The sequence below is a fragment of the Novosphingobium sp. genome (genome assembly GCF_036733805.1).
In the GTDB taxonomy this organism is placed as follows: domain Bacteria; phylum Pseudomonadota; class Alphaproteobacteria; order Sphingomonadales; family Sphingomonadaceae; genus Novosphingobium.
Map to the genome: position 1 here is coordinate 26,124 of NZ_DAIMZT010000018.1, position 23,969 is coordinate 50,092.

At 63.0% G+C, this 23,969-nt stretch carries 24 protein-coding genes; 7 read left to right on the plus strand and 17 right to left on the minus strand.

What is annotated here, in order from left to right; all coding sequences use genetic code 11:
* The first annotated feature begins 41 nt into the window (after positions 1-41).
* Positions 42-2,444: a TonB-dependent receptor gene (locus V7D69_RS06495; RefSeq protein WP_333605382.1), complete on the plus strand. Its 2,403-nt coding sequence runs from the start codon at positions 42-44 to the stop codon at positions 2,442-2,444.
* Positions 2,445-2,650: 206 nt separating this feature from the next.
* On the opposite strand, the gene V7D69_RS06500 is transcribed toward V7D69_RS06495, so the two are convergent.
* From V7D69_RS06500 to V7D69_RS06560, 13 genes are all read right to left on the minus strand, one after another.
* Positions 2,651-4,066: an ammonium transporter gene (locus tag V7D69_RS06500; protein ID WP_333605383.1), complete on the minus strand. Its 1,416-nt coding sequence runs from the start codon at positions 4,064-4,066 to the stop codon at positions 2,651-2,653.
* Between the two features lie 14 nt (positions 4,067-4,080).
* A complete protein-coding gene (locus V7D69_RS06505) occupies positions 4,081-4,419 on the minus strand; it encodes a P-II family nitrogen regulator (protein WP_324063884.1) in 339 nt (112 codons plus the stop codon).
* A 150-nt stretch (positions 4,420-4,569) separates the two neighbouring features.
* Positions 4,570-5,277 (minus strand): endonuclease/exonuclease/phosphatase family protein, encoded by a 708-nt coding sequence (locus V7D69_RS06510; protein ID WP_324063895.1) that lies wholly within the window; start codon positions 5,275-5,277, stop codon positions 4,570-4,572.
* 110 nt (positions 5,278-5,387) lie between these two features.
* On the minus strand, positions 5,388-6,926 hold the full coding sequence (locus V7D69_RS06515; RefSeq protein WP_324063885.1) for a peptide chain release factor 3: 1,539 nt from the start codon (positions 6,924-6,926) through the stop codon (positions 5,388-5,390).
* 39 nt (positions 6,927-6,965) lie between these two features.
* On the minus strand, positions 6,966-7,715 hold the full coding sequence (locus V7D69_RS06520) for an SDR family NAD(P)-dependent oxidoreductase (protein WP_324063886.1): 750 nt from the start codon (positions 7,713-7,715) through the stop codon (positions 6,966-6,968).
* A gap of 12 nt (positions 7,716-7,727) precedes the next feature.
* Positions 7,728-8,621 (minus strand): aldose 1-epimerase family protein, encoded by an 894-nt coding sequence (locus V7D69_RS06525; protein ID WP_324063887.1) that lies wholly within the window; start codon positions 8,619-8,621, stop codon positions 7,728-7,730.
* 127 nt (positions 8,622-8,748) lie between these two features.
* Positions 8,749-11,163 (minus strand): phenylalanine--tRNA ligase subunit beta, encoded by a 2,415-nt coding sequence (gene pheT, locus V7D69_RS06530; protein WP_333605384.1) that lies wholly within the window; start codon positions 11,161-11,163, stop codon positions 8,749-8,751.
* A gap of 17 nt (positions 11,164-11,180) precedes the next feature.
* The gene (gene pheS / locus V7D69_RS06535) at positions 11,181-12,296 is read right to left on the minus strand and encodes a phenylalanine--tRNA ligase subunit alpha (protein WP_324063889.1); all 1,116 of its coding nucleotides are present in this window, start codon (positions 12,294-12,296) and stop codon (positions 11,181-11,183) included.
* A 43-nt stretch (positions 12,297-12,339) separates the two neighbouring features.
* Positions 12,340-12,672 carry a GIY-YIG nuclease family protein gene (locus tag V7D69_RS06540; protein WP_324063890.1) on the minus strand — a complete coding sequence of 111 codons (333 nt, stop codon included), beginning with the start codon at positions 12,670-12,672 and terminating at the stop codon, positions 12,340-12,342.
* A 142-nt stretch (positions 12,673-12,814) separates the two neighbouring features.
* Positions 12,815-13,177: a 50S ribosomal protein L20 gene (gene rplT / locus V7D69_RS06545; RefSeq protein WP_324063891.1), complete on the minus strand. Its 363-nt coding sequence runs from the start codon at positions 13,175-13,177 to the stop codon at positions 12,815-12,817.
* Between the two features lie 13 nt (positions 13,178-13,190).
* The gene (rpmI, locus tag V7D69_RS06550) at positions 13,191-13,394 is read right to left on the minus strand and encodes a 50S ribosomal protein L35 (RefSeq protein WP_091142070.1); all 204 of its coding nucleotides are present in this window, start codon (positions 13,392-13,394) and stop codon (positions 13,191-13,193) included.
* A gap of 111 nt (positions 13,395-13,505) precedes the next feature.
* Positions 13,506-13,979, minus strand: a complete 474-nt coding sequence (locus V7D69_RS06555; protein WP_324063892.1) for a gamma-glutamylcyclotransferase family protein — start codon at positions 13,977-13,979, stop codon at positions 13,506-13,508.
* Positions 13,980-13,983: 4 nt separating this feature from the next.
* A complete protein-coding gene (locus tag V7D69_RS06560; protein WP_333605385.1) occupies positions 13,984-14,766 on the minus strand; it encodes an inositol monophosphatase family protein in 783 nt (260 codons plus the stop codon).
* 172 nt (positions 14,767-14,938) lie between these two features.
* Here V7D69_RS06560 and V7D69_RS06565 point away from each other — a divergent pair, with 172 nt between their 5' ends.
* Positions 14,939-15,880: a helix-turn-helix domain-containing protein gene (locus V7D69_RS06565; protein ID WP_324063982.1), complete on the plus strand. Its 942-nt coding sequence runs from the start codon at positions 14,939-14,941 to the stop codon at positions 15,878-15,880.
* 17 nt (positions 15,881-15,897) lie between these two features.
* Here V7D69_RS06565 and V7D69_RS06570 read toward each other — a convergent pair whose 3' ends face one another.
* Positions 15,898-16,833 carry a ribose-phosphate pyrophosphokinase gene (locus V7D69_RS06570; protein WP_324061159.1) on the minus strand — a complete coding sequence of 312 codons (936 nt, stop codon included), beginning with the start codon at positions 16,831-16,833 and terminating at the stop codon, positions 15,898-15,900.
* A 201-nt stretch (positions 16,834-17,034) separates the two neighbouring features.
* Positions 17,035-18,015: a class II fructose-bisphosphatase gene (gene glpX, locus V7D69_RS06575; RefSeq protein ID WP_324061158.1), complete on the minus strand. Its 981-nt coding sequence runs from the start codon at positions 18,013-18,015 to the stop codon at positions 17,035-17,037.
* Positions 18,016-18,115: 100 nt separating this feature from the next.
* Here glpX and V7D69_RS06580 point away from each other — a divergent pair, with 100 nt between their 5' ends.
* Positions 18,116-18,517 carry a hypothetical protein gene (locus V7D69_RS06580; RefSeq protein WP_324061157.1) on the plus strand — a complete coding sequence of 134 codons (402 nt, stop codon included), beginning with the start codon at positions 18,116-18,118 and terminating at the stop codon, positions 18,515-18,517.
* 49 nt (positions 18,518-18,566) lie between these two features.
* Here the strand turns inward: V7D69_RS06580 and V7D69_RS06585 are convergent, their stop codons facing one another.
* Both V7D69_RS06585 and V7D69_RS06590 read right to left on the minus strand, forming a co-directional pair.
* A complete protein-coding gene (locus tag V7D69_RS06585) occupies positions 18,567-19,874 on the minus strand; it encodes a homoserine dehydrogenase (protein WP_324061156.1) in 1,308 nt (435 codons plus the stop codon).
* Between the two features lie 79 nt (positions 19,875-19,953).
* A complete protein-coding gene (locus tag V7D69_RS06590; protein WP_324061155.1) occupies positions 19,954-20,883 on the minus strand; it encodes a hypothetical protein in 930 nt (309 codons plus the stop codon).
* 271 nt (positions 20,884-21,154) lie between these two features.
* Between V7D69_RS06590 and V7D69_RS06595 the strand changes: the two genes are divergently transcribed.
* The 4 genes from V7D69_RS06595 (at position 21,155) to V7D69_RS06610 (ending at position 23,769) form a co-directional block, all read left to right on the plus strand.
* On the plus strand, positions 21,155-21,808 hold the full coding sequence (locus V7D69_RS06595) for an energy transducer TonB (protein WP_324061154.1): 654 nt from the start codon (positions 21,155-21,157) through the stop codon (positions 21,806-21,808).
* A gap of 65 nt (positions 21,809-21,873) precedes the next feature.
* The gene (locus V7D69_RS06600; RefSeq protein WP_333605386.1) at positions 21,874-22,647 is read left to right on the plus strand and encodes a MotA/TolQ/ExbB proton channel family protein; all 774 of its coding nucleotides are present in this window, start codon (positions 21,874-21,876) and stop codon (positions 22,645-22,647) included.
* 124 nt (positions 22,648-22,771) lie between these two features.
* Entirely contained in the window at positions 22,772-23,305 is a 534-nt protein-coding gene (locus V7D69_RS06605) for an ExbD/TolR family protein (protein WP_324061152.1), read from the plus strand.
* A 29-nt stretch (positions 23,306-23,334) separates the two neighbouring features.
* A complete protein-coding gene (locus V7D69_RS06610; protein ID WP_324061151.1) occupies positions 23,335-23,769 on the plus strand; it encodes an ExbD/TolR family protein in 435 nt (144 codons plus the stop codon).
* Positions 23,770-23,969 lie beyond the last annotated feature (200 nt).

Genomic DNA, 23,969 nt, shown 5'->3' on the forward strand with positions numbered 1-23,969 from the left:
GGCTGAATGGGCTGTGCGTGGGTCAGGAGAGGGAGGCTATCATGTTGAAGGGCTTGCATACCAGGCGTCTTATCCTGTGCGGGGTGTCGGTTCTGGCGACTGTCGGATTCGCACAAGCGCCCCGCGCGCGAAGCGTCGAAGCTGCGCAATCCGGGGACAATGCGGGGATCGGCGATATCGTTGTGACCGCTCAGAAGCGGTCCGAGCGCATTAGCGACGTGCCGCTGTCGATCACCGCTGTCAGCGGCGATCAGATGGCCAAGCAGGGCATTTCTACGACAGCGGATCTCGTCAAGGTCACGCCCGGCCTTACTTATACGGAAAGCCCCTCGGGCCTGCCCATATATTCGATCCGGGGAATCGGCTTTTACGAGGACACCACCGCGGTGGCACCGGCGGTGAGCATTTACACGGACCAGGTCCCTCTCCCCTTTGCCGTGATGGCGGCAGGCGCCTCGCTCGACCTGGAGCGGGTGGAGGTTCTGAAAGGTCCACAAGGCACGCTCTTCGGTCAGAACAGCACTGGCGGCGCCATCAATTACATTGCCGCCAAACCCCAGAAAACCTTCGGTGCCGGCGCAGATCTGACATATCAGCGATATAATGAGATCGATGCGCAGGGATATGTCACAGGCCCGCTTGCCCCTGGTCTGACGATGCGCCTTTCCGGCAGGACCGAGCAGCGCATGGACGGATGGCAGCGCACTTATGTTCCGGGAGACGACCGACGGTTGGGCAAGCGGAACTTCATGACGGGCCGGCTGCTTCTCGACTATGAGCCGAGCGATCGCGTGAAGTTCGAACTTAATGTCAACGGTTGGAAGAACAAATCAGACACCCAGGCTGCGAAGTTCATCGCTTACGCGCCGATCATCCCGGCAACCAGCATCAATGCCAACCCGGCGCAGCTTGCGGTGTTGCCGACCTATCCCGTCGCCCCCAGCGATCCTCGCGCCGCGGAATGGGACCCCAATGTCCGGCTGAAAAGGAACGACGGCTTCTACCAGGTTTCGCTTCGCGGCGATTTCACGGTGGCGGACGACGTCGTCGTCACCTCGATCAGCGCTTTCGGCAAGCTCGATTTCGATGAGCCGGTGGACTCTGACGGAACGGCGTTCAGCGACATTTATGGCGACACCCTGGTGAAGGCCAAAACCTTCACTCAGGAACTGCGTATCGCCGGTTCCAATATCGAGCGCGTCAAGTGGATGATCGGCGGCAGTTACGAGCATGACAAGGCTAACGAGGACCGTGTCTTCACCAATTTCAATGGTTCCAACGCCTTCATCAACATCGGTATTCCGGGTTTGAATCCGACCTTTCAGAATTTCATTGAATCAAATCATCAGAAGATCACGACAAAGGCGGTGTTCGGCAGTCTGGACTATGAATTGACCAGCAAGCTGACGGCGCAGGGATCGGTCCGCTATACGAAGCAAGACCGCACTTTTCACGGCTGCTTGTTCGACACGGGGGCGGGTGACCTTTCCGGTCTCTTCTCTTTCTTGTCGAATCTCGCCCATGGCGCTTCGGGGCCGGCGCTTTTCAACCCTGTCATCGCCCCCGGCCAGTGCGTGACTCTTGATGATAATTTCAACGCCGTCAGTGACGTTCCGTCCAAGCTGAACCAGGACAACCTGTCGTGGCGCGTCAGTCTGAACTGGAAGCCGGACCGCGACACTCTCATCTACGGCAATGTCACCAAGGGGTACAAAGCGGGTAGCTACAGCACTCTGCCGGCGTCCCGCGTTTCGCAGCTGCTGCCCGTGCCGCAGGAATCGGTGCTGGCCTATGAAGCTGGCTTCAAGCTTTCCCTCATTGATCGCACGCTGCAATTGAACGGCGCTGCTTTCTATTACGATTACAAGGACAAGCAGATTCTCGGCACGGTCGACACCGGTTTTCCCTTCGGCGGGCTGCCGGCTCTTGTGACCATTCCGAAGTCGAAGGTGCAGGGCCTTGAAGTCGACATGACCTGGCGCCCGATCTCGGCGCTGCGTTTCTCGGGCGCGGCGACTTACGTGGACAGCAAGATCAAGTCTCACGGTCCCCGCGTCGGCCTGCCCTTCGATCCGTTCTCCAACGTGGTCGATTTCCAGGGCGAAGCCTTCCCCAACACGCCCAAATGGACGCTGCTTGGCGACGTTGAATATGATTTCAGCGTCGGCGGCGATTTGAACGCTTACGTCGGTGGGAGCGCCAACTATCGCAGCAAGACCAACGCATTGCTTGGTGATGCGCCATTGCTGGACATCAAGGCATATACGCTCGTGGATTTGCGAGCGGGCGTGGAAACCGCTGACGGGAAATGGCGTTTCCAGGTGTTTGGCCGCAACGTCTTCAACAAATCCTACCCGATCAACGTCACGCACGGTGTGGACACGGTTACATCCTTTTCCGGCATGGGCGCGGTTTATGGAGCCACCATCAGCTTGCGCATGTAGCTGATGCCGCCGCTTTTCTCCAGCTCCGGCTGGCGACCGACGTAGCCGGCAAGAATACGGTCGTCCCGCTTGGTGATCGCTCCAGGCTCATAAAAGTGGGCCGGAGCGGCTGGCTCCGGCCCATCGAGGTTGTGTTCGCAGGAGGAACACCGGGTGGCCGGGGCGGGAGAGCAGCTAAGCGCTCGCCCCGGCCAAACTCATATGACTTAGTAATTGTAGGCGCGCTCGCCGTGCTCGTTGATGTCGAGACCCTCGCGCTCCGCCTCTTCGGTCGGGCGCAGGCCGACGGTCTTGTCGAGGAGGAACAGCAGGATCGCAGAGACCACGCCCGACCAGACCAGGGTCGTCCCGATTGCCCAGAACTGCGAGATCAGCTGCGTGCCCGTGTCCCATGCACCGGGAACGGCCGGGAACTTCGTGTAGTCGATCCAGCCCTGGCCGCCGAGCGCCGGGTTAGCGACGATACCGGTGGCGATGGCGCCGGTGATGCCGCCGATGCAGTGCACGCCGAACACGTCCAGCGTATCGTCGTACTTCAGCTTGTTCTTCACGGTCGACACGAAGAAGAAGCAGATCGGCGAAACGACCAGACCAAGGACGATCGAGGTCATCGGCGCGCCATAGCCCGAAGCGGGCGTGATGGCGACCAGACCAGCCACCGCACCGGAAGCCGCACCAAGCATGGAAGGCTTGCCGTGGATGATCTGCTCAACAACGGACCAGCTTACCGCCGCAGCGCAAGTAGCGAGCATCGTGTTGACGAAGGCGACTGCGGTGACGCCGTTCGATTCAAGGTTCGAGCCGGCATTGAAACCGAACCAGCCCACCCACAGCAGAGAGGCGCCGATCATCGTCATGGTCAGCGAGTGCGGCGGAGTGGCCTCCTTGCCGAAACCCACGCGCTTGCCGACCACAAGGCAACCGACCAGACCGGCGATACCGGCATTGATGTGCACCACGGTGCCGCCGGCGAAGTCCAGCGCGCCCTTGCTGTAAAGGAAACCGGCGTCGCCCGGATTGCCCGACAGGAAGTCCGGACCGGCCCAGTACCACACCATATGCGCGATCGGGTAGTAGACCAACAGCGACCACAGCACCGTGAAGATCATCAGCGGCGTGAACTTGATGCGTTCCGCGAACGAACCGATGAACAGCGCGGGGGTAATCATCGCGAAGGTCATCTGGAACACGAAGTAGGTCAGTTCGGGGATATAGACGTTGTTGGAGAACGTCGCGGCGAAGGTGCCGCTCGTGACGCCGTTCATCAGGGCCTTCGAAAGGCCGCCGATGAAGGGCGAGCCACCAGTAAAGGCCAGCGAATAGCCGACGGTGGCCCAGAGGAGGCCGGTTACCGAAACGATCATGAAGACCTGCATCAGCACTGACAGCATGTTCTTGGTGCGGACGAGGCCGCCGTAGAACAGCGCCAGGCCGGGGACTGACATCATCAGCACCAGGGCGGAGCTGATGAGCATCCAGGTGGTGTCGCCCTTGTTGACCATGTTGGCCATCTGGGCGGCGGTGGGAGCCTTGACCAAGGCAGCCGTCTGAGCCCAGGCGGGCGAAGATGCGAGCATCGACGCCGTCAAGGCGCCGGCGCCGCAAAGAATTTTGCGGTTCATCGTGGAAACCCTCCTCAAAGCGCGGTGTCGCCGGATTCGCCGGTGCGGATGCGCACGGCCGAAGCGAGATCGAGAACGAAGATCTTGCCGTCGCCAATGGCTTCGGTGCTGGCGACCTGCTGGATCGTCTCGATGATCTTGGGCGCCATATCATCCGGCGCTGCGACCTCGATCTTCACCTTCGGCAACATGTTGGTCGAATACTCGGCCCCGCGATAGATTTCCGTCTGGCCTTTCTGCCTGCCGAAACCCTTCACTTCGGACACGGTCATGCCGGCAACGCCGATCGCGCCCAGCGCCTCACGCACCTCGTCCAGCTTGAAGGGCTTGATGATGGCTATGATGAACTTCATGCCTATCCCCTGTTAGCCACCGGCCCCGCGCCGGCTAAAGCAGGGAAAAGCAAAAGCTATGCCAATCCATCCATCAGCGGGGTTTCAAGGCGTTGCCGGAGAATTGCCGCTGATAAGGCGCGTTCGATCGCCCGTTTCCTGAGCAGTTGCCTAAATTTTGGGCAAAGCCAGAGAGGCGAATACCGGCAAGTGATCGGATCCTGCCGCTGAAAGCGGGCTGTGGTGAACGTGAGCGCCTATCACTTCCCAATCCGACGAGGCGATGATGCGATCGAGCTGTGCGACCGGGCGCAGCGACGGAAAACTGCGGCCTGGCGCCAGAACTTGCCAGGACTCCGCGGAAAATTCGCGCAGGCAGCCGCCACGCTGCGACCATTCGTTGAAATCCCCCATCAGCACGGTGGGGACATGCCGATCGCACGCGGCGCAATGCGCCAGCACGCTGCGTGCCTGATGGCGGCGGCGCAGGCCGGACAGGTCGAGGTGCATGCCGATCACGCGTATGGCCCTGCCGTCTACAGCGAGGTCAGCCCGGATGGCTCCGCGCGGTTCCAACACCGGCAGGGGCACCGGGGCCGCTTCGATCAGTTCGATGCCTTTGCGCACAAGAAGAGCGTTGCCATGCCAGCCCAAACTATCCGGCTTCATGAAAAGCGGCACCGGCACATAACCGGTCGCCGCGTGAATCGCGTCCAGCGGCAGGACCGCCATGCGTCGACCGAAACGGCGATCGACTTCCTGCAGAGCTACGACGTCCGCATCGACTTCCAGCAGAATGCGCAGGATTCGTTCGTGATCCCGCCGCCGGTCGAGGCCAACGGCCTTGTGGATGTTGTAACTGGCGAACTTGATCTGCAACCTGGCCCCCGGCCGAACTGCTGGCGGCGCGACCTTACGCGTGCCCACCCCGGATTGCCAAGGCTGGCCCCAAAGCCAATCCGCAAAGCCCGGCCAGGTTCCCTTCGGCCCTATCGTTCCTTGGTCGCGCTGAAGGTGAGGTCGGGATTGCGCTCCTGCTGGTAGCCAACGTCCCATGCGGAGCGGGCCATGAACACCGGATCGCCGTCGCGGTCCCTGGCGAGGTTCATCTTGTTGAACTCGGCAAAGTCCTTCAACGCCTGATCGCCGCCCTTGAGCCAGCGCGCGGTGTCGAAGGGCGAGGCTTCGAGCACTGCTTCCACTTTGTATTCCGCTTCCAGCCGCGAAATCAGCACGTCCAGCTGCAGCTGGCCGACCACGCCGACGATCCATTGCGAGCCGATCTCCGGGTAGAACACCTGGATCACCCCTTCTTCCGAAAGATCGTCCAGCGCCTTTCGCAGCTGCTTGGTCTTGGTCGGGTCTTTCAACGCGACGCGCCGGAGAATTTCCGGTGCGAAATTGGGCAGACCGGTGAAACGGATCTGGTTCTTCTCTGACAGGGTATCCCCCACGCGCAGCGTGCCGTGATTGGGAATGCCGATGATGTCGCCTGGCTCCGCGCTGTCCGCGATCTCGCGATCCTGCGCGAAGAACAGGATCGGCGAATGCACAGCGATCGGCTTACCCAGGCCCGACGGGGTCAGCTTCATGCCGCGCCGGAAAGTGCCGGAGACCAGCCGCATGAAGGCAATGCGGTCGCGGTGCATCGGATCCATATTGGCCTGGACCTTGAAGATGAAGCCAGTGACTTCCTTGACTTGCGGTTCCACCGGCCCGGCTTCGCTCGGCTGCGGACGCGGCGGCGGCGCGAATTTCGCAATCGCCTCGATCAGTTCCGCGACTCCGAAGTTCTTGAGGGCGGAGCCGAAATAGACCGGCGTCAGATCGCCACCGCGATAAGCGTCGATATCAAATTCGGGATAGCCGGCCTGGGCCAGCTCAAGCTCTTCCGCCACCTCGTCCGGGAGGACAGCCTCTTCCTCGACCTTGCCTAGAAATTCCCGGCTGGGGCCTTCCGGGCGACTGACCTTGCCGCTGGTCAGATCGAGAATGCCTTCGAACAGCCCGCCCATGCCGACCGGCCAGGACATCGGGCAGACATCGAGCGCCAGCACGTCCGCCACTTCGTCAAGCAGATCGAAGCAGGCGCGGCCTTCGCGGTCCACTTTGTTGATGAATGTGATGATCGGCACCGAACGCAAGCGGCAGACCTCGAACAGCTTGCGCGTCTGCGGCTCTATACCTTTGGCCGCGTCAATCACCATGATCGCGGAATCCACCGCAGTGAGCGTGCGGTACGTGTCTTCCGAAAAGTCCTCGTGACCCGGCGTGTCCAGCAGATTGAACGTGATGACGCTTCCGTCGGGGTTGGTTTTCTCGAAGGTCATCACCGAGCTGGTCACCGAGATGCCGCGTTGCTGCTCGATCTTCATCCAGTCCGACCGCGCGCGCCGGGCCTGCCCGCGCGCTTTCACCTCGCCGGCAAGGTGAATGGCGCCGCCTTGTAGCAGCAGCTTCTCGGTCAGCGTGGTCTTGCCCGCGTCCGGGTGCGAGATGATAGCGAAAGTACGGCGCGAATTGGTCATCTGCGCGCCTTTAAGGCGACGCGGGTTTCATCGCAACGGCTACCCGTTTCGCGCCACCTGGAAACCCGCGAAGGACTGGTTGACTGGCATTATCTCTATCGCGTTGATGTTCATATGCGGAGGCAGTGAGGCAATCCAGAGCACGGTTTCGGCGATATCGGCGCCGGTCAACGGGTTCACGCCCGCATAAAGCCTGTCCGAAGCCTCCTGATCTCCGCCGGTGCGCACGAACGTAAATTCGGTTTCGACCATGCCGGGCTCGATGGAAGTTACGCGCACGCCGGTGCCTGACAGGTCCGAACGCAGTCCTAGCGAGAATTGCCGCACGAACGCTTTGGTGCCTCCATAGACGTTCCCACCCGTATAGGGATAGGTTGCGGCCACTGAGGACAAGTTCACGATCAGCCCCTTGCGTGCGATCAGCGCGGGCAGAAGCTTGTGCGTTAGCGAGACGAGCGCTGTCACGTTCGTTTCGATCGTCGTCTTCCAATCGTCCAGCCTGGCCTGCTGCGCCAGCGATGTGCCCGCCGCGAGGCCGGCATTATTCACCAGGCAGTCGATCCCCGCAAATGCCGCGGGCACGGCGGCGAGGGCTGCATCCCGCGCGGCTTCATCCCGCACATCGAAAACGCAGGGATGGACGCGGTCTGCGCCCAGTTCACCGACCAGCGCCTCCAGCCGGTCCGCCCGCCGTCCCGTCGCGATGACGCGCCATCCCGATCGGACGAAAGCACGGGCGCAGGCTTCACCGATGCCGGCGGTGGCGCCGGTGACGAGGACGGTCTTCATCGCAAATTCCCTTCAATCGGCGGCCAGGACGGCCACGCTCATGCGGAACGAACGGCTTGCTCCGGATGCCAGTTGCAGTATCCCCGGCTTGTTGCGCAAGTCGTCGGCAAAGCCCACGGGGTCGGCATGGCCTTGCCAGGGTTCGATGCAGAGGAAAGGGGCGTCCGGCTTCTGCCAGATGGCGAGCATCGGCGTGTCTGGGAAGGCGATCGAGAGCTGCGCGCCGCCGGGTGTGCCGAACGTAAGACGGCGGCTGGCCAGATGGTCCCAGATCACGGCATCATCGCGGAACAGTGAGGAATCGAGCGCAAGGCAATGCCCGTCGACCGGTGTGGGCGAAACGGCGGGCAGGAGAAGGCCGCTTTGCGGGTCAACCCGGCGGATCGGCTGCGGTTCCGGCTCATCGAACGCGATCACATGATCGACTTTCTCCGCGCCGCCGGGCAAGGGCCAGGCAAAGGCCGGATGATAGCCGAAGCTGAACGGCAGCGGCTCTTTGCCCGGATTGCGGATCGTGGCGTCCATGTGCAGCACCGCACCTTCAAGCAGGAAGGCCATCTCGAGCACGAACGCGAAAGGATAGACGGCACGGGTCTCGTCGCTGTCGCGCAGGCCGAGGGACACCTGGCTCGGGCCTTTTTCAATCACCTCGAACCGCGCACGACGCGCGAACCCATGCTTGGGCAAATGATACTCGCGGCCATCAAACCGGTAGCGATCACCGTTCAAAGCCCCAACGATCGGAAACAGCAGCGGCGCGTGCCCGGTCCAGAAAGCCGGATCGCCGTCAGTCATGAACTCGCGGCCGCCGCAGTCGGTCAGCGACCACAGTTCCGCGCCGAGGGGATTGATCCGGGCGGTGAGATCGCCGGATCTAATCGCGATAAGTTCAGCAGCTGCAAACATGCGCTCCCCAAGGTAAAGCCGTCACCCTGTACTTGCTTCAAGGCCCATCTCTCGTCCTGAGATGGCGAGCATGGGGCACAACGGATGCTGAAACAAGTTCAGCATGACGGCTGTTGCGCAACTGACCTTAGCTGCGCAGGACGGCCCCGAGCTTGGCGGCGGCGACAGTCACCTTCTCGGTGATCGCCTTCAAATCTTCCTCCTTGTAGCTTTTTTCAAGCGGCTGCAGCGTGATTTCAAGCGCCAGGGACTTCTGCCCTTCCGGCACGCCATGCCCCCGGAAATCATCGAAGAGACGGGCAGCAACGATGTTCGCCTTGTCAGCACCCTGAACCACGCGTACCAGGTCGCCCGCGGGCAAATCCAGAGGGACGAGAAAGGCATAGTCGCGAGTTATCGCCTGGAGAGCCGGTGGTGCATAATGGCTGCGTGCGAACGTAACAGCGCCTTTCCTGCCGGAAATCGCGTCGAGATAAATCTCCGCCATGGCGACCGGGCCATCGATGTCGAATCTCTTTGCCATCGCCGGATGCAGCATGCCGAAGCGGGCCAGCACGTTCTTGGGGCCAAGCCTCAGTGTGGCCGATTGGCCGGGATGGAATTGCGAACCGGCCTCTCCCATTACCTGCAGCTTCTCGACCGGCGCTCCCGCTTCGGCCAACAGCGCCGCTGCCTCGGCCTTGGCATCATAGGCATCGAACAGCGCGGCTTTGCCTGTCGCCCAACCGCGCGACACCTTCTCGCCGGCCAGCACCACGCCCAGGGTCAGGCGCTCGTCGCTCGCACCGCCTTCACCACGCAGATAGCGGCGGCCCAACTCGAACAGCCGCAGCGAGGACGCGCCGCGATCGAGATTGCGCTTCGCCGCCATAAGCAACCCCGGCAACAGCGAGGGGCGCATGGCCTTCATGTCCTCGCTGATCGGATTTGACAGCATCCATAGTCCGCCGTTTCCATCAGCGAACGCGTCTGCCTCGGCCTCAGGCAAAAACGACCAGGTCACCGCCTCATGCAGCCCGCGCGCGGCAGCGGCGCGGCGCATCCGGCGCTCCAGCTTTTGAACCGGCGTGGCAGTGGGGCGGGCCACGCCTTCCGCGCGGGGCAGGGCCACGCTTGCCACCTTGTCCAAGCCATGGATGCGCACGACTTCCTCGACGATGTCGGGCGCCGCGTCCACATCCGGGCGCCAGCCGGGAACGGTCACCGCCCAGCTTTCCTCCCAGTTCGTCGCTTCGCCGACGACCGAGAAGCCGAGGCTTTCGAGAATGCGTTTCTGCTCGCCCGGTTCGACGCGGACACCGCCCAGCTTCTTTACCAGCGCGGGTGCGAAATGGACCGTCTTCGGGGTAGTCGGTGCTGTGCCTGCGCGCACGACGTCTGAAGCTTCGCCCCCGCACAGTGTCTGGATCAGCTGCGTCAAATGCGCCAGGCCCTGATCGAGAAAGTTCGGGTCGATCCCACGTTCAAAGCGGCTGCGCGCGTCGGAAGTAAGATTGAGCTTGCGGCCGGTCCGGGCGATCCGCTCGGGATCGAAATAGGCGATCTCAAGCAGGATGTCGGTCGTCTCGCCCGAGCAGCCCGAATGCTCGCCGCCCATGATGCCGGCGATGTCGTGAACGCCGCTGTCGTCGGCAATCACGGTCATTTCCGCGTCGAGCGTGTACGTTTTCTCGTTCAGCGCCAGCACCGTCTCCCCATCGCGAGCGCGACGGGCGACCACCGCGCCGTTCAGGTTGGCAAGGTCATAAGCGTGTGCCGGGCGGCCATGAACCAGCATCAGATAATTGGTCGCGTCCACCAGGGCCGAGATCGGCCGCTGCCCCGCCGCCTTCAGCCGGTCTTGCAGCCATTGCGGCGAGGGGCCGTTCTTCACGCCCTTGATGACACGCCCGTAAAAGGCCGGGCAACCTTCAGGATCGTCAGTGCGGATCTCGACCGGGCATGCGAAAGTGCCAGGCAGTTCCAGCCGCTCGACCGGCTTCAGGGTTCCAAGCCCAGCCGCCGCGAGATCGCGGGCAATGCCGTAGACGCCCATACAGTCCGGCCGGTTCGGCGTGATCGCCACTTCGATTACCGGATCGGCGCCGTGATATTGTGCAAACGGGACGCCGATCGGCGCGTCCGACGGCAGCTCGATAATGCCCTCGTGATCTTCGCCCAGTTCCAACTCACGCGTTGAGCACATCATCCCGTTCGATTCGACGCCGCGCACCGCGGCGACCTTCAGCGCCATGCCGTTGGCCGGAACCACCGCGCCCGGCAGGCCAAGCACGCCGACCAGCCCGGCGCGCGCATTGGGCGCGCCGCATACCACCTGCAGCGTTGCGCCTTCACCCGTATCGACCGTCAGCACTTGAAGCTTGTCGGCCTGCGGGTGCTTTGCCGCGGTGAGGACACGCGCCACTCGGAAGCCGGAGAGTTTGACGGCCGGATCTTCAACGCCTTCGACCTCCAGACCGATGGCGTTCAGCTTGGCCGCGATCTGTTCGACCGTTGCGTCCGTTTCGAGGTATTCCCTGAGCCAGGAAAGCGGGAACTTCATCTGTCTGTCCTTTCCGCTCAGACCGGAGTGCCGACGCCGCCCGAAAGGGTGGGCACGTCCAGTGCGGAGAAACCATAGTGAGATAGCCAGCGCACATCGCCATCGAAGAAAGCGCGCAAGTCATCCATCCCGTATTTCAGCATGGCGAGTCGGTCGACGCCGATCCCGAAGGCAAAGCCCTGCCATTTGTCGGGATCGAGGCCGCCGAAGGCGATGACGCGGTGATTGACCATGCCGCTGCCCAGCACTTCCATCCAGGCATGGCCCGGTGCGTCGCCTGATCCGCCCACCACGCGGCGCCCGCCCTCGCTGGCATAGCCCACATCCACTTCCACGGAAGGTTCGGTGAAGGGGAAGTAACTGGGGCGCAAACGCAGGACGATGTCGTCTCGCTCAAAGAAAGCCTTCAGGAACGTCTCCAGCGTCCATTTGAGATGACCCAGATGGATGTCCCGATCGATCACCAGTGCTTCGATCTGGTGGAACATCGGCGTATGCGTGGCGTCGCTGTCCGAGCGGTAGACCCGGCCCGGCGCGATAATCCGCAGCGGGGCGCCCCCCGGATTTTCCTTCACACATGCCAACATCGTGCGAATCTGCACCGGCGAGGTATGTGTGCGCAGCACGATCTCGCGCCCTTGCGCCGAACGATCAGGGAAATAGAACGTATCGTGCATGGCGCGCGCGGGGTGCGTTTCCGGCATGTTGAGCGCCGTGAAATTGTGCCAGTCGTCCTCGATCTCCGGTCCGGTGGCGACGGCGAAGCCCAGGTCGGCGAAGATCTCGGCCAGTTCGTCCATGACCTGCGAGATGGGATGGACCGAGCCTCTCGGCGCTTCGGGCGCCGGCAAGGAGAGGTCGAGGGTTTCGGCGGCCAGACGCGCATTTTGCGCTTCAGAATCGAGTACAGCCTTCTGAGCTGCTATCGTGCCGCTAAGAGCAGCCTTCCACTCGTTGATCCGCTTGCCTTCGCTCACCCTTTCTTCAGGCGACATGGAGCCCAGCGTCTTGAGCAAGGCCGTCAGCTCGCCATTTTTGCCAAGCGCAGCAACACGCGCCGCTTCCAACTCCTCAGTGGTAGAAGCTGCTTCGACCGTGGCCATCAATCGTTTGCCAATCGCTTCGATTTCCATCTCAACCTCGTCATTCCCGCGAAGCGGGAACCTATCTCCTGACCTATCCTTTGACGATCCGGTGCGGTGGCAGCGGCTCGACACCAAAGTCCACCGCAAGATCGCGCCAATCGGGATTGGCCTGTTCAATCAGCGTAATCTTCCACGCCCTGTCCCACTTCTTGATCCGCTTCTCACGCGTGATCGCGTGTTCCATCGTCACGTGCTGCTCGAACCAGACAAGGCGATGGCCGCCGTAGTCGCTGGTGAACCCTGCGATCAACCCCTCCCGGTGCTGATGCAACCTTTGCATCAAGTTGGACGGGACACCAACGTAGAGCGTGCCCTGGCGGTGCGAGGCCAAGAGGTACACTGCCGGCTGGAATGTGTCGCGCATCTGCCAGGTCCGGAAATGGGTTCCCGCCTTCGCGGGAATGACGAAGGAAGAGGGAGAAGTGGCAATATGCGAAAAGGGCGCGGCCGGCACCCGCCGACCACGCCCTTTCAATCGCGCTGTGAAGCGAAATCGAACTGCTGGCTTACGCAGCCGGCAGCGCTGCCTTCGCCTGCGCGATGACGGCGGTAAAGATCGCGCCCTCGTTCATGGCGAGGTCGGCCATGGCTTTGCGGTCCAACTCGATCCCCGCAAGCTTGGCGCCGTGAATGAACTGCGAGTAAGTCAGACCCTCAGCACGGACGGCAGCGTTGATGCGCTGGATCCACAAGGCGCGGAAGTTCCGCTTTTTGATCTTGCGGTCGCGATAGGCGTACTGGCCGGCCTTCTCCACGGCCTGGCGAGCGACGCGAATCGTGTTCTTGCGGCGGCCGCGATAGCCTTTGGCCTGGTCCAGAATCCGCTTGTGCTTGGCGCGGGTGGTGACACCCCTCTTGATACGGCTCATGTGTCAGCGCTCCTCAGTTCAGCCCGTAGGGCGCCCACTTCTTGATGACCTTCGCATCAGCGTCGGAAATCACTTCAGTGCCGCGGTTCTGGCGGATGTATTTGCCGTTATGGCTAATCAGGCGGTGGCGCTTGCCGGCGACGCCGTGCTTCACCTTGCCGGTAGCGGTGAGCTTGAAGCGCTTCTTCACACCGCTCTTGGTCTTCAACTTGGGCATTTTCGTCTCCTGTTCAGGGACACGTCCGGTCAGCCCTGGCAGCCCTTTTCGCCAGGCCGACCCGCGAATCTCTTGCTCGAAATTCAATCGTGTCGATCGAAGGGCGGGCCTTTAGTGCGATAGACGCGCAAAGGCAAGGCCCCTGCGGACACATCCGATCCCGAGCCGACTCCCATAAGGCTCGCCCCGCGCGGCGCGCATCCAATCGAGGAAGTGACCGTCGGCAATCAGTATCCGGGATGGCGGCAAGGCCACGCGCCACGAGTAAAGTTGAGCATTCATCCCGCGTCCGTCGCAGGTTCGCACCGGCTGGGATATCCGGCGATATTCCTGCCCTTCATAAAGGTCGAGCCGCGCGAGTTCGCCAGGGGCAAGCACAAGTTCGCACAGCATGCCCGAAACCGCTAAGCCCCGATGCGCTGGAATCAGGGCCGGATACCAACCCTCCTTCGCCCGCAGCGCAAAAAGACGCCCGGCCGCGCTGGCGGGCTGAGCCCGCAGGGTGCGGGCCGCGATCCAACGCGCCATCGGGGTGCCCGCTTGCGGCTGCAGCGTGCCGTATACGAACAGGCGCAGCCTTCTCACGCGGTCAATGATCGCAAGCCAACGCCTCGATCACGTCCTCCAGCCGGGCCGGATCGCCGATCGCCAGCACATGACCGTCCGCTTCGGCATGCAGGGGGCCGCCATTCCAATCGCACATCAGACCGCCCGCACCCTCGACAACGGGAACCAGCGCGGCCCAGTCGTGCAGCTTGAGCCCCGCTTCGCAGACAACGTCGATGTGCCCGCTGGCGAGCAGGCCGTAATTATAGCAGTCGCCCCCCATCATCATCCGCCGATGATCGGTGCGCGCGGCCAACGCCATGAAATGCGCGCCCTGATGATCGTCGAAATATTGGGGACCGGTAGTGGCCAGCGCTGCCTCCGCGAGCTCGCCGCACAGCCTGGTGCGCACTTCCCTGCCGTTGAACGTGGTTGGCTGGCCGCGGGCACCCAGCCAACGCTCCTTCAGGATCGGCTGGTCAATGATTCCCAGAACCGGCCAGCCATCAACCAGCAGCGAAACCAGGGTGCCGAAAATCGGCCGTCCCGCCACGAAGGAGACAGTGCCGTCGATCGGATCGAGCACCCAGGTCCGGCCCGACGATCCTTCCTCCGCGCCAAACTCCTCACCGATGATCGCATCGCGCGGCGCTTCCGCTTTCAGGATGCGGCGCATGATTTCTTCCGCCTCGCGATCGGCCAGCGTCACCGGCGTGGCGTCTTCCTTGCGGACGGAATCGAGGCCGCTGCGGAAATGCGGGCGAATGGCGGCGCCGGCGGCATCCGCCAGCCTCATCGCGAGGGCGATGTCATGTTCGATCTTCATCCCCGCCCTGTGCCCATGCGGCGCATCCTTGGTCAAGGTCTCTCGCGGGACCGCTGCCGGCCTGTAAGAAAATGGTAGCCAACACCATCCGTTAGACGGATTTTCGAATATTGCGCGGTGCCACCCGGATGACGTACTGCTGTCATCCAGGGTTCGCAACAAGAGTGGGGGCATGAACCATAGCAAGCGCCCGGCTGTCGATCCATCAATCGCGCCGGAACAGGGGTTTACAAGGGACGGGCAACCGCTGTCCTACAACCGCGCCCCCGCGCCTGACCTGGCGCCCTGGATCGCGCGCCTTTACGTAACCAAAGTCATAGTTCCGGCGGACTACACATTGTCATGCGGGCTGTTCAACGACACCGCCTGCATACGCATCCAGCTCGCCGGCGACTGGACCGCCGAAACCGCGACCGGGCCCGAGGCGTTCAGCCGCGCCGCGCTGTTCTTCGGGCCGCAGTCGAGACGGATGCCGGTGACCGTCACCGGCAGCTTCATCAGTGTGGGCATTGCCATCCGTCCGGGCGCCTGCACGGCGCTGGACGGGCCGCGGGTGGCCGATTTTGTCGACCGTCTGGTGCCGGCTCCGATGGTGGCCATGCCATCTGAGGAGCTGCTGATGCTCCCGGCCGACGCGTCGCCGGAGGAATGGCTGCTCATGCTTGAAGGGCTGGTCCGCAAGCGGGTTGAACAGATGGACGGCGCGCTGCCCGATCCGGTGGCGGTGCGCTTTGAAGAGATCATGCTGGCCAATCCCGGCATGACCGTGAGCGAGGCGGCGCGGCTATGCGGGGTGGAGCGCCGCAGGCTGGAACGCGTGGTGAGCCGGGATTTCGGCATGGCGCCCAAGCAGGTCCTGCGCCGGGCGCGGGCGCTGGACATGGCGAGCCACCTGCGCGGCGTGGCCGATTCGGAAGAAGGTGAAGAGATTGCGCTTCGCTATTACGATGAAAGCCACTTGATTCACGAGTTCACCGAACTGTTCGGCATGTCGCCGCGCCAATTCGTGGGAAAGCCGCAGCCGATCCTTACTCTGGCGCTTGAATCGCGGCAGGCGCGGCGGCTGGAGGCGCTCCACCGGATCGCGCCGGGCGAGGCCCGCCCCTGGGAATAGGGCGGGGCCGGCCAGCTTCAATCGAACAGGCTGGAGACCGAGCTTTCGTCGGCAATGCGGCGAATCGCTTCGCCGATCAACGGGGCAATGGTCAGGATGCGGATACGATCGGACTGCTTGGCCGCCTCGGTCGCCTGAATCGAATCGGTGATGACCAGTTCCTTCAACGCCGAATTGCTGACGCGGGAGACCGCCGCACCGGAAAGAACGCCGTGCGTGATATAAGCGGTGACGCTGACCGCGCCTGCATCCATCAACGCCTGCGCCGCATTGCAGAGGGTGCCGCCCGAATCGATGATATCGTCGATAAGAATGCAGGCGCGGCCCTTCACGTCGCCGATGATGTTCATTACTTCTGACTGGCCGGGACGGTCGCGGCGCTTGTCGACGATGGCGAGCGGCGCATTGTCGAGCCGTTTGGCGAGAGCGCGGGCACGCACCACGCCGCCCACGTCAGGCGAGACCACCATGAGCGACTGATCGCCGTAACGCGCCTGGATATCGGCGGCCATGACGGGCGCGGCGAAAAGATTGTCAGTTGGGATATCGAAAAAGCCCTGGATCTGTCCGGCATGCAGATCGACGGACAGCACCCGGTCGGCCCCGGCTTCGGTAATCAGGTTGGCGACCAGCTTGGCCGAGATGGGCGTGCGCGGGCCCGGTTTGCGGTCCTGCCGGGCATAGCCGAAATACGGCACCACTGCCGTGATCCGCTTGGCCGAAGCGCGCCGTAGCGCGTCGATGCAGATCAGCAGCTCCATCAGGTTATCGTTCGCGGGATAGCTGGTGGGCTGCACCACGAACACATCCTCGCCGCGCACGTTTTCGTGAATCTCGACGAAGATCTCTTCGTCAGCGAAGCGGCGCACGCTGGCATCGGTCAGCGGCAGTTCCAGATATCCCGCGATTGCTCGAGCGAGCGGGAGGTTGCTGTTGCCGGACATGATCTTCATCGCGAATCCCCGTGACACCCCTAACGGCTGTTCGCGCCGCCTCTAGCCATGCGTCATGCGATTGCAATAGAGCGCACGCGTTTTCACCGGAGCGCCGCGATCCGCCCGCTTACGGAACGAGACGGACAGAAGGGGCTCTCCGCCGGAAAGCCCCATATAATGCTTCGGATCGCCACTCCCACCGGGCAGGGGCGGATGGGATCACACCCGATGTTCGGCCTTGACCCAGCGCACCGTGCCCGAACTTGCGCGCATGACGACACTTTCGGTCGTCATCTTGCCGCCCTTCAAGTGCTTGACCCCTTCGAGCAGCGAGCCGCTGGTCACTCCGGTGGCGGCGAAGATGCAGTCGCCCTTCGCCAGCTCTTCAAGCTTGTAGACCTTGTTGAGGTCCTCGATCCCCCATTTGCGGGCACGGGCGCGCTCATCATCGTTGCGGAATAGCAACCGGCCATTGAACTGCCCGCCAACGCAGCGCAGGGCCGCGGCGGCCAGCACGCCTTCGGGAGCACCTCCGGAACCCATGTACATGTCGATGGTGGTGTTCTCGTCCGTCACCGCGATCACCCCGGCCACGTCGCCGTCACCGATCAGCACCACCCCGCAACCCAGGCCGCGCAGTTCCGCGATCAGCACCTCGTGGCGCGGCCGGTCGAGCACGCAAACGATGATCTCTTCCGGCTTGACACCCTTGGCCGCGGCGACGGCCTTGACGTTTTCGGTCGGCGTCCTGTTGAGATCGATCACGCCTTCGGGATAGCCCGGCCCCACCGCGATCTTGTCCATATAGACGTCCGGTGCGTTGAGCAGGCAGCCTTCCTCCGCGGCGGCCAGAACGGCCAATGCATTGGGGCCCGCCTTCGCGGTGATGGTCGTGCCTTCAAGCGGATCGAGCGCGATATCGATTCGGGGCCCTTTCGCGGGCGCGCCGCCCACCTTTTCGCCGATGAAAAGCATCGGGGCTTCGTCCCGCTCTCCCTCGCCGATGACGACGGTGCCGTCTATATAGAGGTCGTCAAAAGCCTTGCGCATGGCTTCAACGGCGGCATGATCGGCGGCCTTCTCATCGCCGCGTCCGATAAGGTGCGATGCCGCAATGGCGGCAGCTTCAGTGACGCGGACCATTTCGAGAACGAGAACGCGATCGAGTACTTTACTTGCAGGGGTCGGCTTTTTCGACATGTTCACTCCGGAGTAATCCAGGGAGGGAAAGGTCTGGACCGCTTAGACAGAGGAAACCGAATTGTCGAGAAGCTGGAAAATCCTTTTCGCGATCGCAGCAATGACACCGGCGCCAGTGGTCGCGCAGACCGTGCAGCAGTCGGACGAAGCGGACCGTGCTATCGCCGAAAGGATGATGTCGGCCAGCGGCCGGATCACTCCGGACAAATCGCGCAGCAGTTGCTTCAGGACGGTCAAAAAGGGCGAAATCGTCGTCTGCGCGCCCGAAGACCGCGATCAACACGTTCCCTCCACGGCTGACAGCGACCCCAGCGGCGCGGGCACTCGAGACGGGCGGCTGCATCCGCCGAACGTCAGCGGCCTGGCCGATTGCAGCCGCGGGTGCATTGGCCTCGGCAAGGCGCCGCGGCGGGTCTACATGATTGACCTATCCTCGATCCCACTCGCGCCGGCCGGGTCGGACGCCGACAAGATCGCCAAGGGCGAAATGCGCGCGCCCTGAACTCTGGGAAAGCGCCATCGTCCCGTAGGCGATCCGGGACGATGCGTGCTCAATCCCCGAGGATCTGCATGACCAGCGGCTGCGCGGTCAGGCTTTCCGACCCTTCCAGAATGCGCAGCGCCTGGCTGACTGCGCTTTCCGGCCCCTCATGCGTGACCATGGCGAGAATCACCTCGCCGTCCTGATCGGGATCACCCTTCTGGATCAGGCTTTCGATAGAGACATTGGCATCGCGCATGGCGGCGGTGATATCGGCCAGCACGCCAGGGCGATCGGGCACGGTGAAGCGGACGTAGGATCGGCCGAGGCGATGGCCGGTCGGCGCAGGTTCCATCATTTCAAGCTCGGCGGCGGGCATGGAGAAGGTCGCCCCTTTCTCGCCCCGCGCGATATCGATCAAGTCGGCCACGACGGCGCTGGCGGTGGGGCCGTCACCCGCGCCGGCGCCCTGAAACAGCAGGCGACCCATGAAGTTGCCCTCCGCCACGACTGCGTTGGTTGCCCCGTCAACATGAGCCAGCGGATGATCGAGCGGCACCAGATGCGGGCGAACGCGCTGGAACAGCCGGTCGCCGCCCTGGGTGCGATCGACCTCGGCCATGCCGATCAGGCGGATGACATAGCCGAGGGCGCGCGCCTGCTCGATATCAGCGGCCTTCAGGCGGGAGATGCCCATGGTATCCACCGCATCGAAGCGCAGGCGCGAGCCGAAGGCGATCGCCGCCAGGATCGAAAGCTTGTGCGCGGCGTCGATGCCCTCGATGTCGAATGTCGGATCGGCCTCGGCATATCCTAGCCGCTGCGCATCGGCGAGCACGTCGTCGAAATCGCGCCCGGTATCCTCCATGGTGGAGAGGATGTAATTGCAGGTGCCATTGAGGATGCCGTAGACGCGCTCGATCGCATTGGCGGCGGCACCTTCGCTCAATCCCTTGATGACCGGAATGCCGCCCGCGACGGCTGCTTCGAACTTCAGCGCCACGCCTGCCGCCTCGGCAGCCGTGGCCAGTTCCAGGCCGTGATGCGCGATCATCGCCTTGTTCGCCGTGACCAGGGACTTGCCCGCCTCGAACGTGGTGCGCGCCAGCGCCAGCGCCGGACCGTCGGACCCGCCGACCAGCTCGACCACCACGTCCACATCCTCGCGCTCGCCCAGAATCACCATGTCATCGACCCAGGCATAGCCAGAAATATCGACGCCCCGCGTCTTGGTGCGATCGCGCGCGCTGACTGCGGCGATGCGGATCGGGCGGCCCGCCCGGCGCGCGATCAGTTCGGCGTTCGCTTCCACCAGCCGGATGACACCGGCGCCGACAGTACCCAGACCAGCAAGCGCGATATTGAGCGGTTCAGCCATTATGCTCCCTTTCGGGAGCGCGCCCTAGGCCACGCGCGGGCGAATTGCCAGCGCCTTCAGGCGGCCAAGCGACCTCCTTTTACGGCAGCCGGCGCTCGCAGGGTCCTAAGTCGTTCAGGACCGCTCGATAATCCGCATCGGCTTGTTCCTGCGCGGCGGAGCCTTCGGACACGTTGGCGCCCGCGGGCGGTGTTTGAGGCAGGAAGCAGGCGAGGCGATACCATTCCAGCGTGTCGCGGCGTGGCGGGTGCCCCACTTCCGCGACCAGTTCGGAGAAAGATGCTCCCCAGGCCGGGGCCGCGCCGGGCCCGTGACGCACTGTGATCGAGGCGGCCGAACCGTCCTTTGTCGTCAGGAATATCTGGGTCTCCCCTTGCCCTGCTAGGTTCCCCGGCACGTAGAGCAGCTCGCGTACACCGGTCACTTTTGCGGGCGCACTGAGCGAGACCAGGGCCTGAAGCACATCGCGCAAATGCGCTTCGACGGCTTCGTCCCATAGGATTTGCGCGCCGGGCGTCACCAGCTGCAACTCGCCGGCCCGACCCGGCACGGCATGCGCAAAGACCAGCACGTCGCGTTTTTTCAGCTTGGGCGGTTTACCGCGCGAATCCAACGGCAGGTCGACTAGGTATTTCACCGATTCGCCGATCGGCGCGCGACCGGACAGGAGCGATTTGACCTTCGCCTCTACGTAAAAACGGCCCTGGCCGGCCTGCAATCCTGGCGCCCGCGCGCTTTCCACCGGCACAATTTTCGCCACCTGCACGCGCACGACCATCCCGGCCGAATCAGCAAGGCCGGCAAGGTCGGCATAAGTGGGCTCCGCGAGGCTTGCGGGGGTAGACTCAGCGTATGACGGAACTACTTGAAACACAACGATTGTCCCAACCAATGCTGCCAACAAGTGATGCGAGCGCGTAAGCATGAACGCAAAGCCTCCAGGGAAATATCGGCGGTTATAGCCGGGCCGGAACAGGCACAAAATCGTGCCGGTGAAGTTTGTTACCACTTCTCCTTAATTGCCCGTTAACTCCTGCCGCGCCGATAAGGCGTTGCGCAGGGGGGGCATCGCCGCTAAGGAAACTCGCGAAACGGGGCAAAAACATAAAAATGCCCTGCGGTTCGCCTGCCTGTCGCTTGTTTACGGTTGGTGGACTGTCAGCCGTCAGGGTGGACATTATAGAGTTTCGTCATGGATCTGCCGTCAGGTGGTCCGTGGGCGCCCTTGGACTTGTCCGTCGTGGACTAGCCGGGGCTTGGCAATGGAGTGAAGGGTCTGAATGGCTTACGCTGACCAGCAAATGAGCGGTAACAAGATTACCGCGCTTGTCATTGTTGCTCTGATCCATGTCTTCGCCGGTTACGCGCTCGTTACGGGCCTGGCCTATGAGGCGGCGAAGAAGGTCATGGAGAAAGTGACAACGGTAGACATCAAGGAAGAAAAAAAGAAGGAGGAGCCACCGCCGCCTCCGAAGAAGGACGAGGCGCCGCCGCCGCCCATCGTGGCGCCGCCGCCGCCGATCAATATCGCCGCGGCCCCGCCGCCGGTGCAGACCGTGATTACGCCGCCGCCTCCGCCGCCGGTGGTAATCCAAACGGCCGCCCCGCCACCCCCGCCGCCGCCGCCGGCCGCTTCAAAGGCGCGTGGCGCTTCGCCCAAGGGCCAGGGAAGCTGGGCCGCCCGCATCCAGGCGAACTATCCGACCCGTGCCGCGCGTGAAGAACGCGAAGGCCGCGTCGGCGTGCGCGTCTCGATCGGACCCGACGGCAGGGTCACGTCCTGCACCGTCTCCAGCTCCAGCGGCAGTCCCGACCTCGATGAGGCGGCGTGCAGCGGCATGTCCAGCTACGCCCGCTTCAACCCGGCGCTGGACGATGCGGGCAACCCGACCACGGGGTCCTATTCGACGGCGATCGTGTACAAGCTTAACTAACTTGACGGCTCGGCCGGGCCACTGGCCCCGGCCACATCCTGCATTCTTCTTGAGAGGTAAATCGCATGCTTATTGTTGATATCCTTGCCGCTGCCGGTGAAGCCGCGCCGCAGAACAAGTTCGGCTTCATGGAAGCCATGAAGACCGGCGGTGCCATTTCGATCACCACCGTGACGATCCTGGGCATCATGTCCTTCGGCTCGTTCTACATTCTGTTCACCAAGTGGTTCGAACAGTCGAAGATCATGCGTCAGCACCGCGACATGCGCGCGAACTTCTGGAAGGCTCCGACTCTGCGCGAAGGTGCCGCCAAGCTTGAAAAGAACAGCGCATGGCGCCAGCTCGTCGACGACGGCATCTCGGCCGAAGACCAGCACAGCAAGATGACGGACAGCATGGAAGCCCATGACTGGCTGCACGGATCGCTGGCCCGTTCGGAAGCCTCGATCAACGCCCGCCTCGCTTCGGGCCTGCCGTTCCTCGCCACTGTCGGCGCGACCGCGCCGTTCGTTGGTCTGTTCGGCACCGTGGTCGGCATTTACCGCGCGCTGATCGCCATCGGCATCGCCGGTTCGGCCTCGATCGACAAGGTCGCCGGTCCGGTCGGTGAAGCGCTTATCATGACCGCGCTCGGCCTGCTCGTCGCGGTTCCGGCCGTGCTTGCCTACAACTACCTGCAGAGCCGCAACAAGCGCATCGCCGAGCTGCTTCAGGGCTTCTCGACCGATGTTCTGGCGAACATCAACTCGAAGGGCGCGGTGAAACCGGCCATGGCCGCGGCTCAGGCCAAGCCGGCTGCCGCTCCTGCCAAGCCGGCGTCCGCTCCGGTCAAGCCGTAAGGAGCGCGGGCTGACGGGATCCGGCAAGGCTGGTCCCGTTCCCGCAGGGGCCCCAAAGCGGCGGCACGGCGCCATGCGCAAGCCGCCGCCGGCCCCCAGGCAATGCAAGGATTAGGATAAGACTATGGCGATATCCACGGGCGGAGGCGGTGACGAGACACCGATGTCCGACATCAACACGACGCCGCTCGTCGACGTCATGCTGGTGCTTCTGATTATCTTCCTCATCGCAGTCCCTGTCGCGATCCAGACCATCGAGAAGCTGCGCATCCCCGTCGTCAGAGCGGTCGAATCGAAGGACAAGGTGGAAAACCTCCTTCTCACCGTTTCGACCACTGACGAGGGCGGCCGCAGCGCCGGTGAACCTGGCTTCCAGGGCGCGTCGCGGGGCGGCGAATGCCGCATCTACTTCAACAACATCACGCCAGTCACCTCGAAGCAACTGCGCGACTTGGCCTTCAAGCGCCTGGACGCGATCGTGAAGCGTGCGGGCGGTCCCCAGGCCCTTCTGGCCAACCCGGACCAGATCCCGCAGGTTCATATCCGCGGTGACGTCAATGCGCCCTGGCGGTGCATTGCCGGTGCGATCTACAACGTCCAGATTTCGGGCTATCCGACGGTTGGCTTCATCACCAACCCGGTCGATCCGAACGCGTGACGTCACGGCAGGAACAGGAGTAACTTTCCATGGCAATGTCAGGCGGCAAGGATGATGGCTCGCCGATGATGGAGATGAACACGACGCCGTTGATCGACGTCATGCTCGTTCTCCTCATCATGTTCATCATCACCATCCCGGTTGCGACGCACTCGATCGATATCGACCTGCCGGTCGCCACCCCTCCGACGAACACGCCTCCGCCGATTGATCCGGTCAAGAACAAGGTCGTCCTTACGTTCAACAACCAGATCCTGTGGAACGGCACGCAGATCGACGGTCCTCGACTGATGAGTTCGTTGGAAGCGACCACGAAGATGAACCCGGAGCCGGAACTGCAGTTCCAGCCCGAACCCAACGCCAGCTATGAACTGTCGGCCCAGGTGCTGCAGATTATCAAGGCGTCGAAGGTGACCAAGTTCGGCTTCGTCGGCAACGAGCAGTTCTCGGAATTCGGCAAGTAAGTCGGAAAAACCTGAACACAGAGCCCGCAAGGGCTAAGGGAAAGGGGTGGAGCAATTCGCCCCTTTTTCCTGTTCCGACACGGCTCTTTCCCTTCCACAATCCCGCGGATGGTCCCCGCCCCAAGCAAGCGCGGGGAGGGCGGGTCGCAAGCTCTGTGCCTGGAGCAACATCCGTTTTATCTGCGCCAACATCCGTTCGT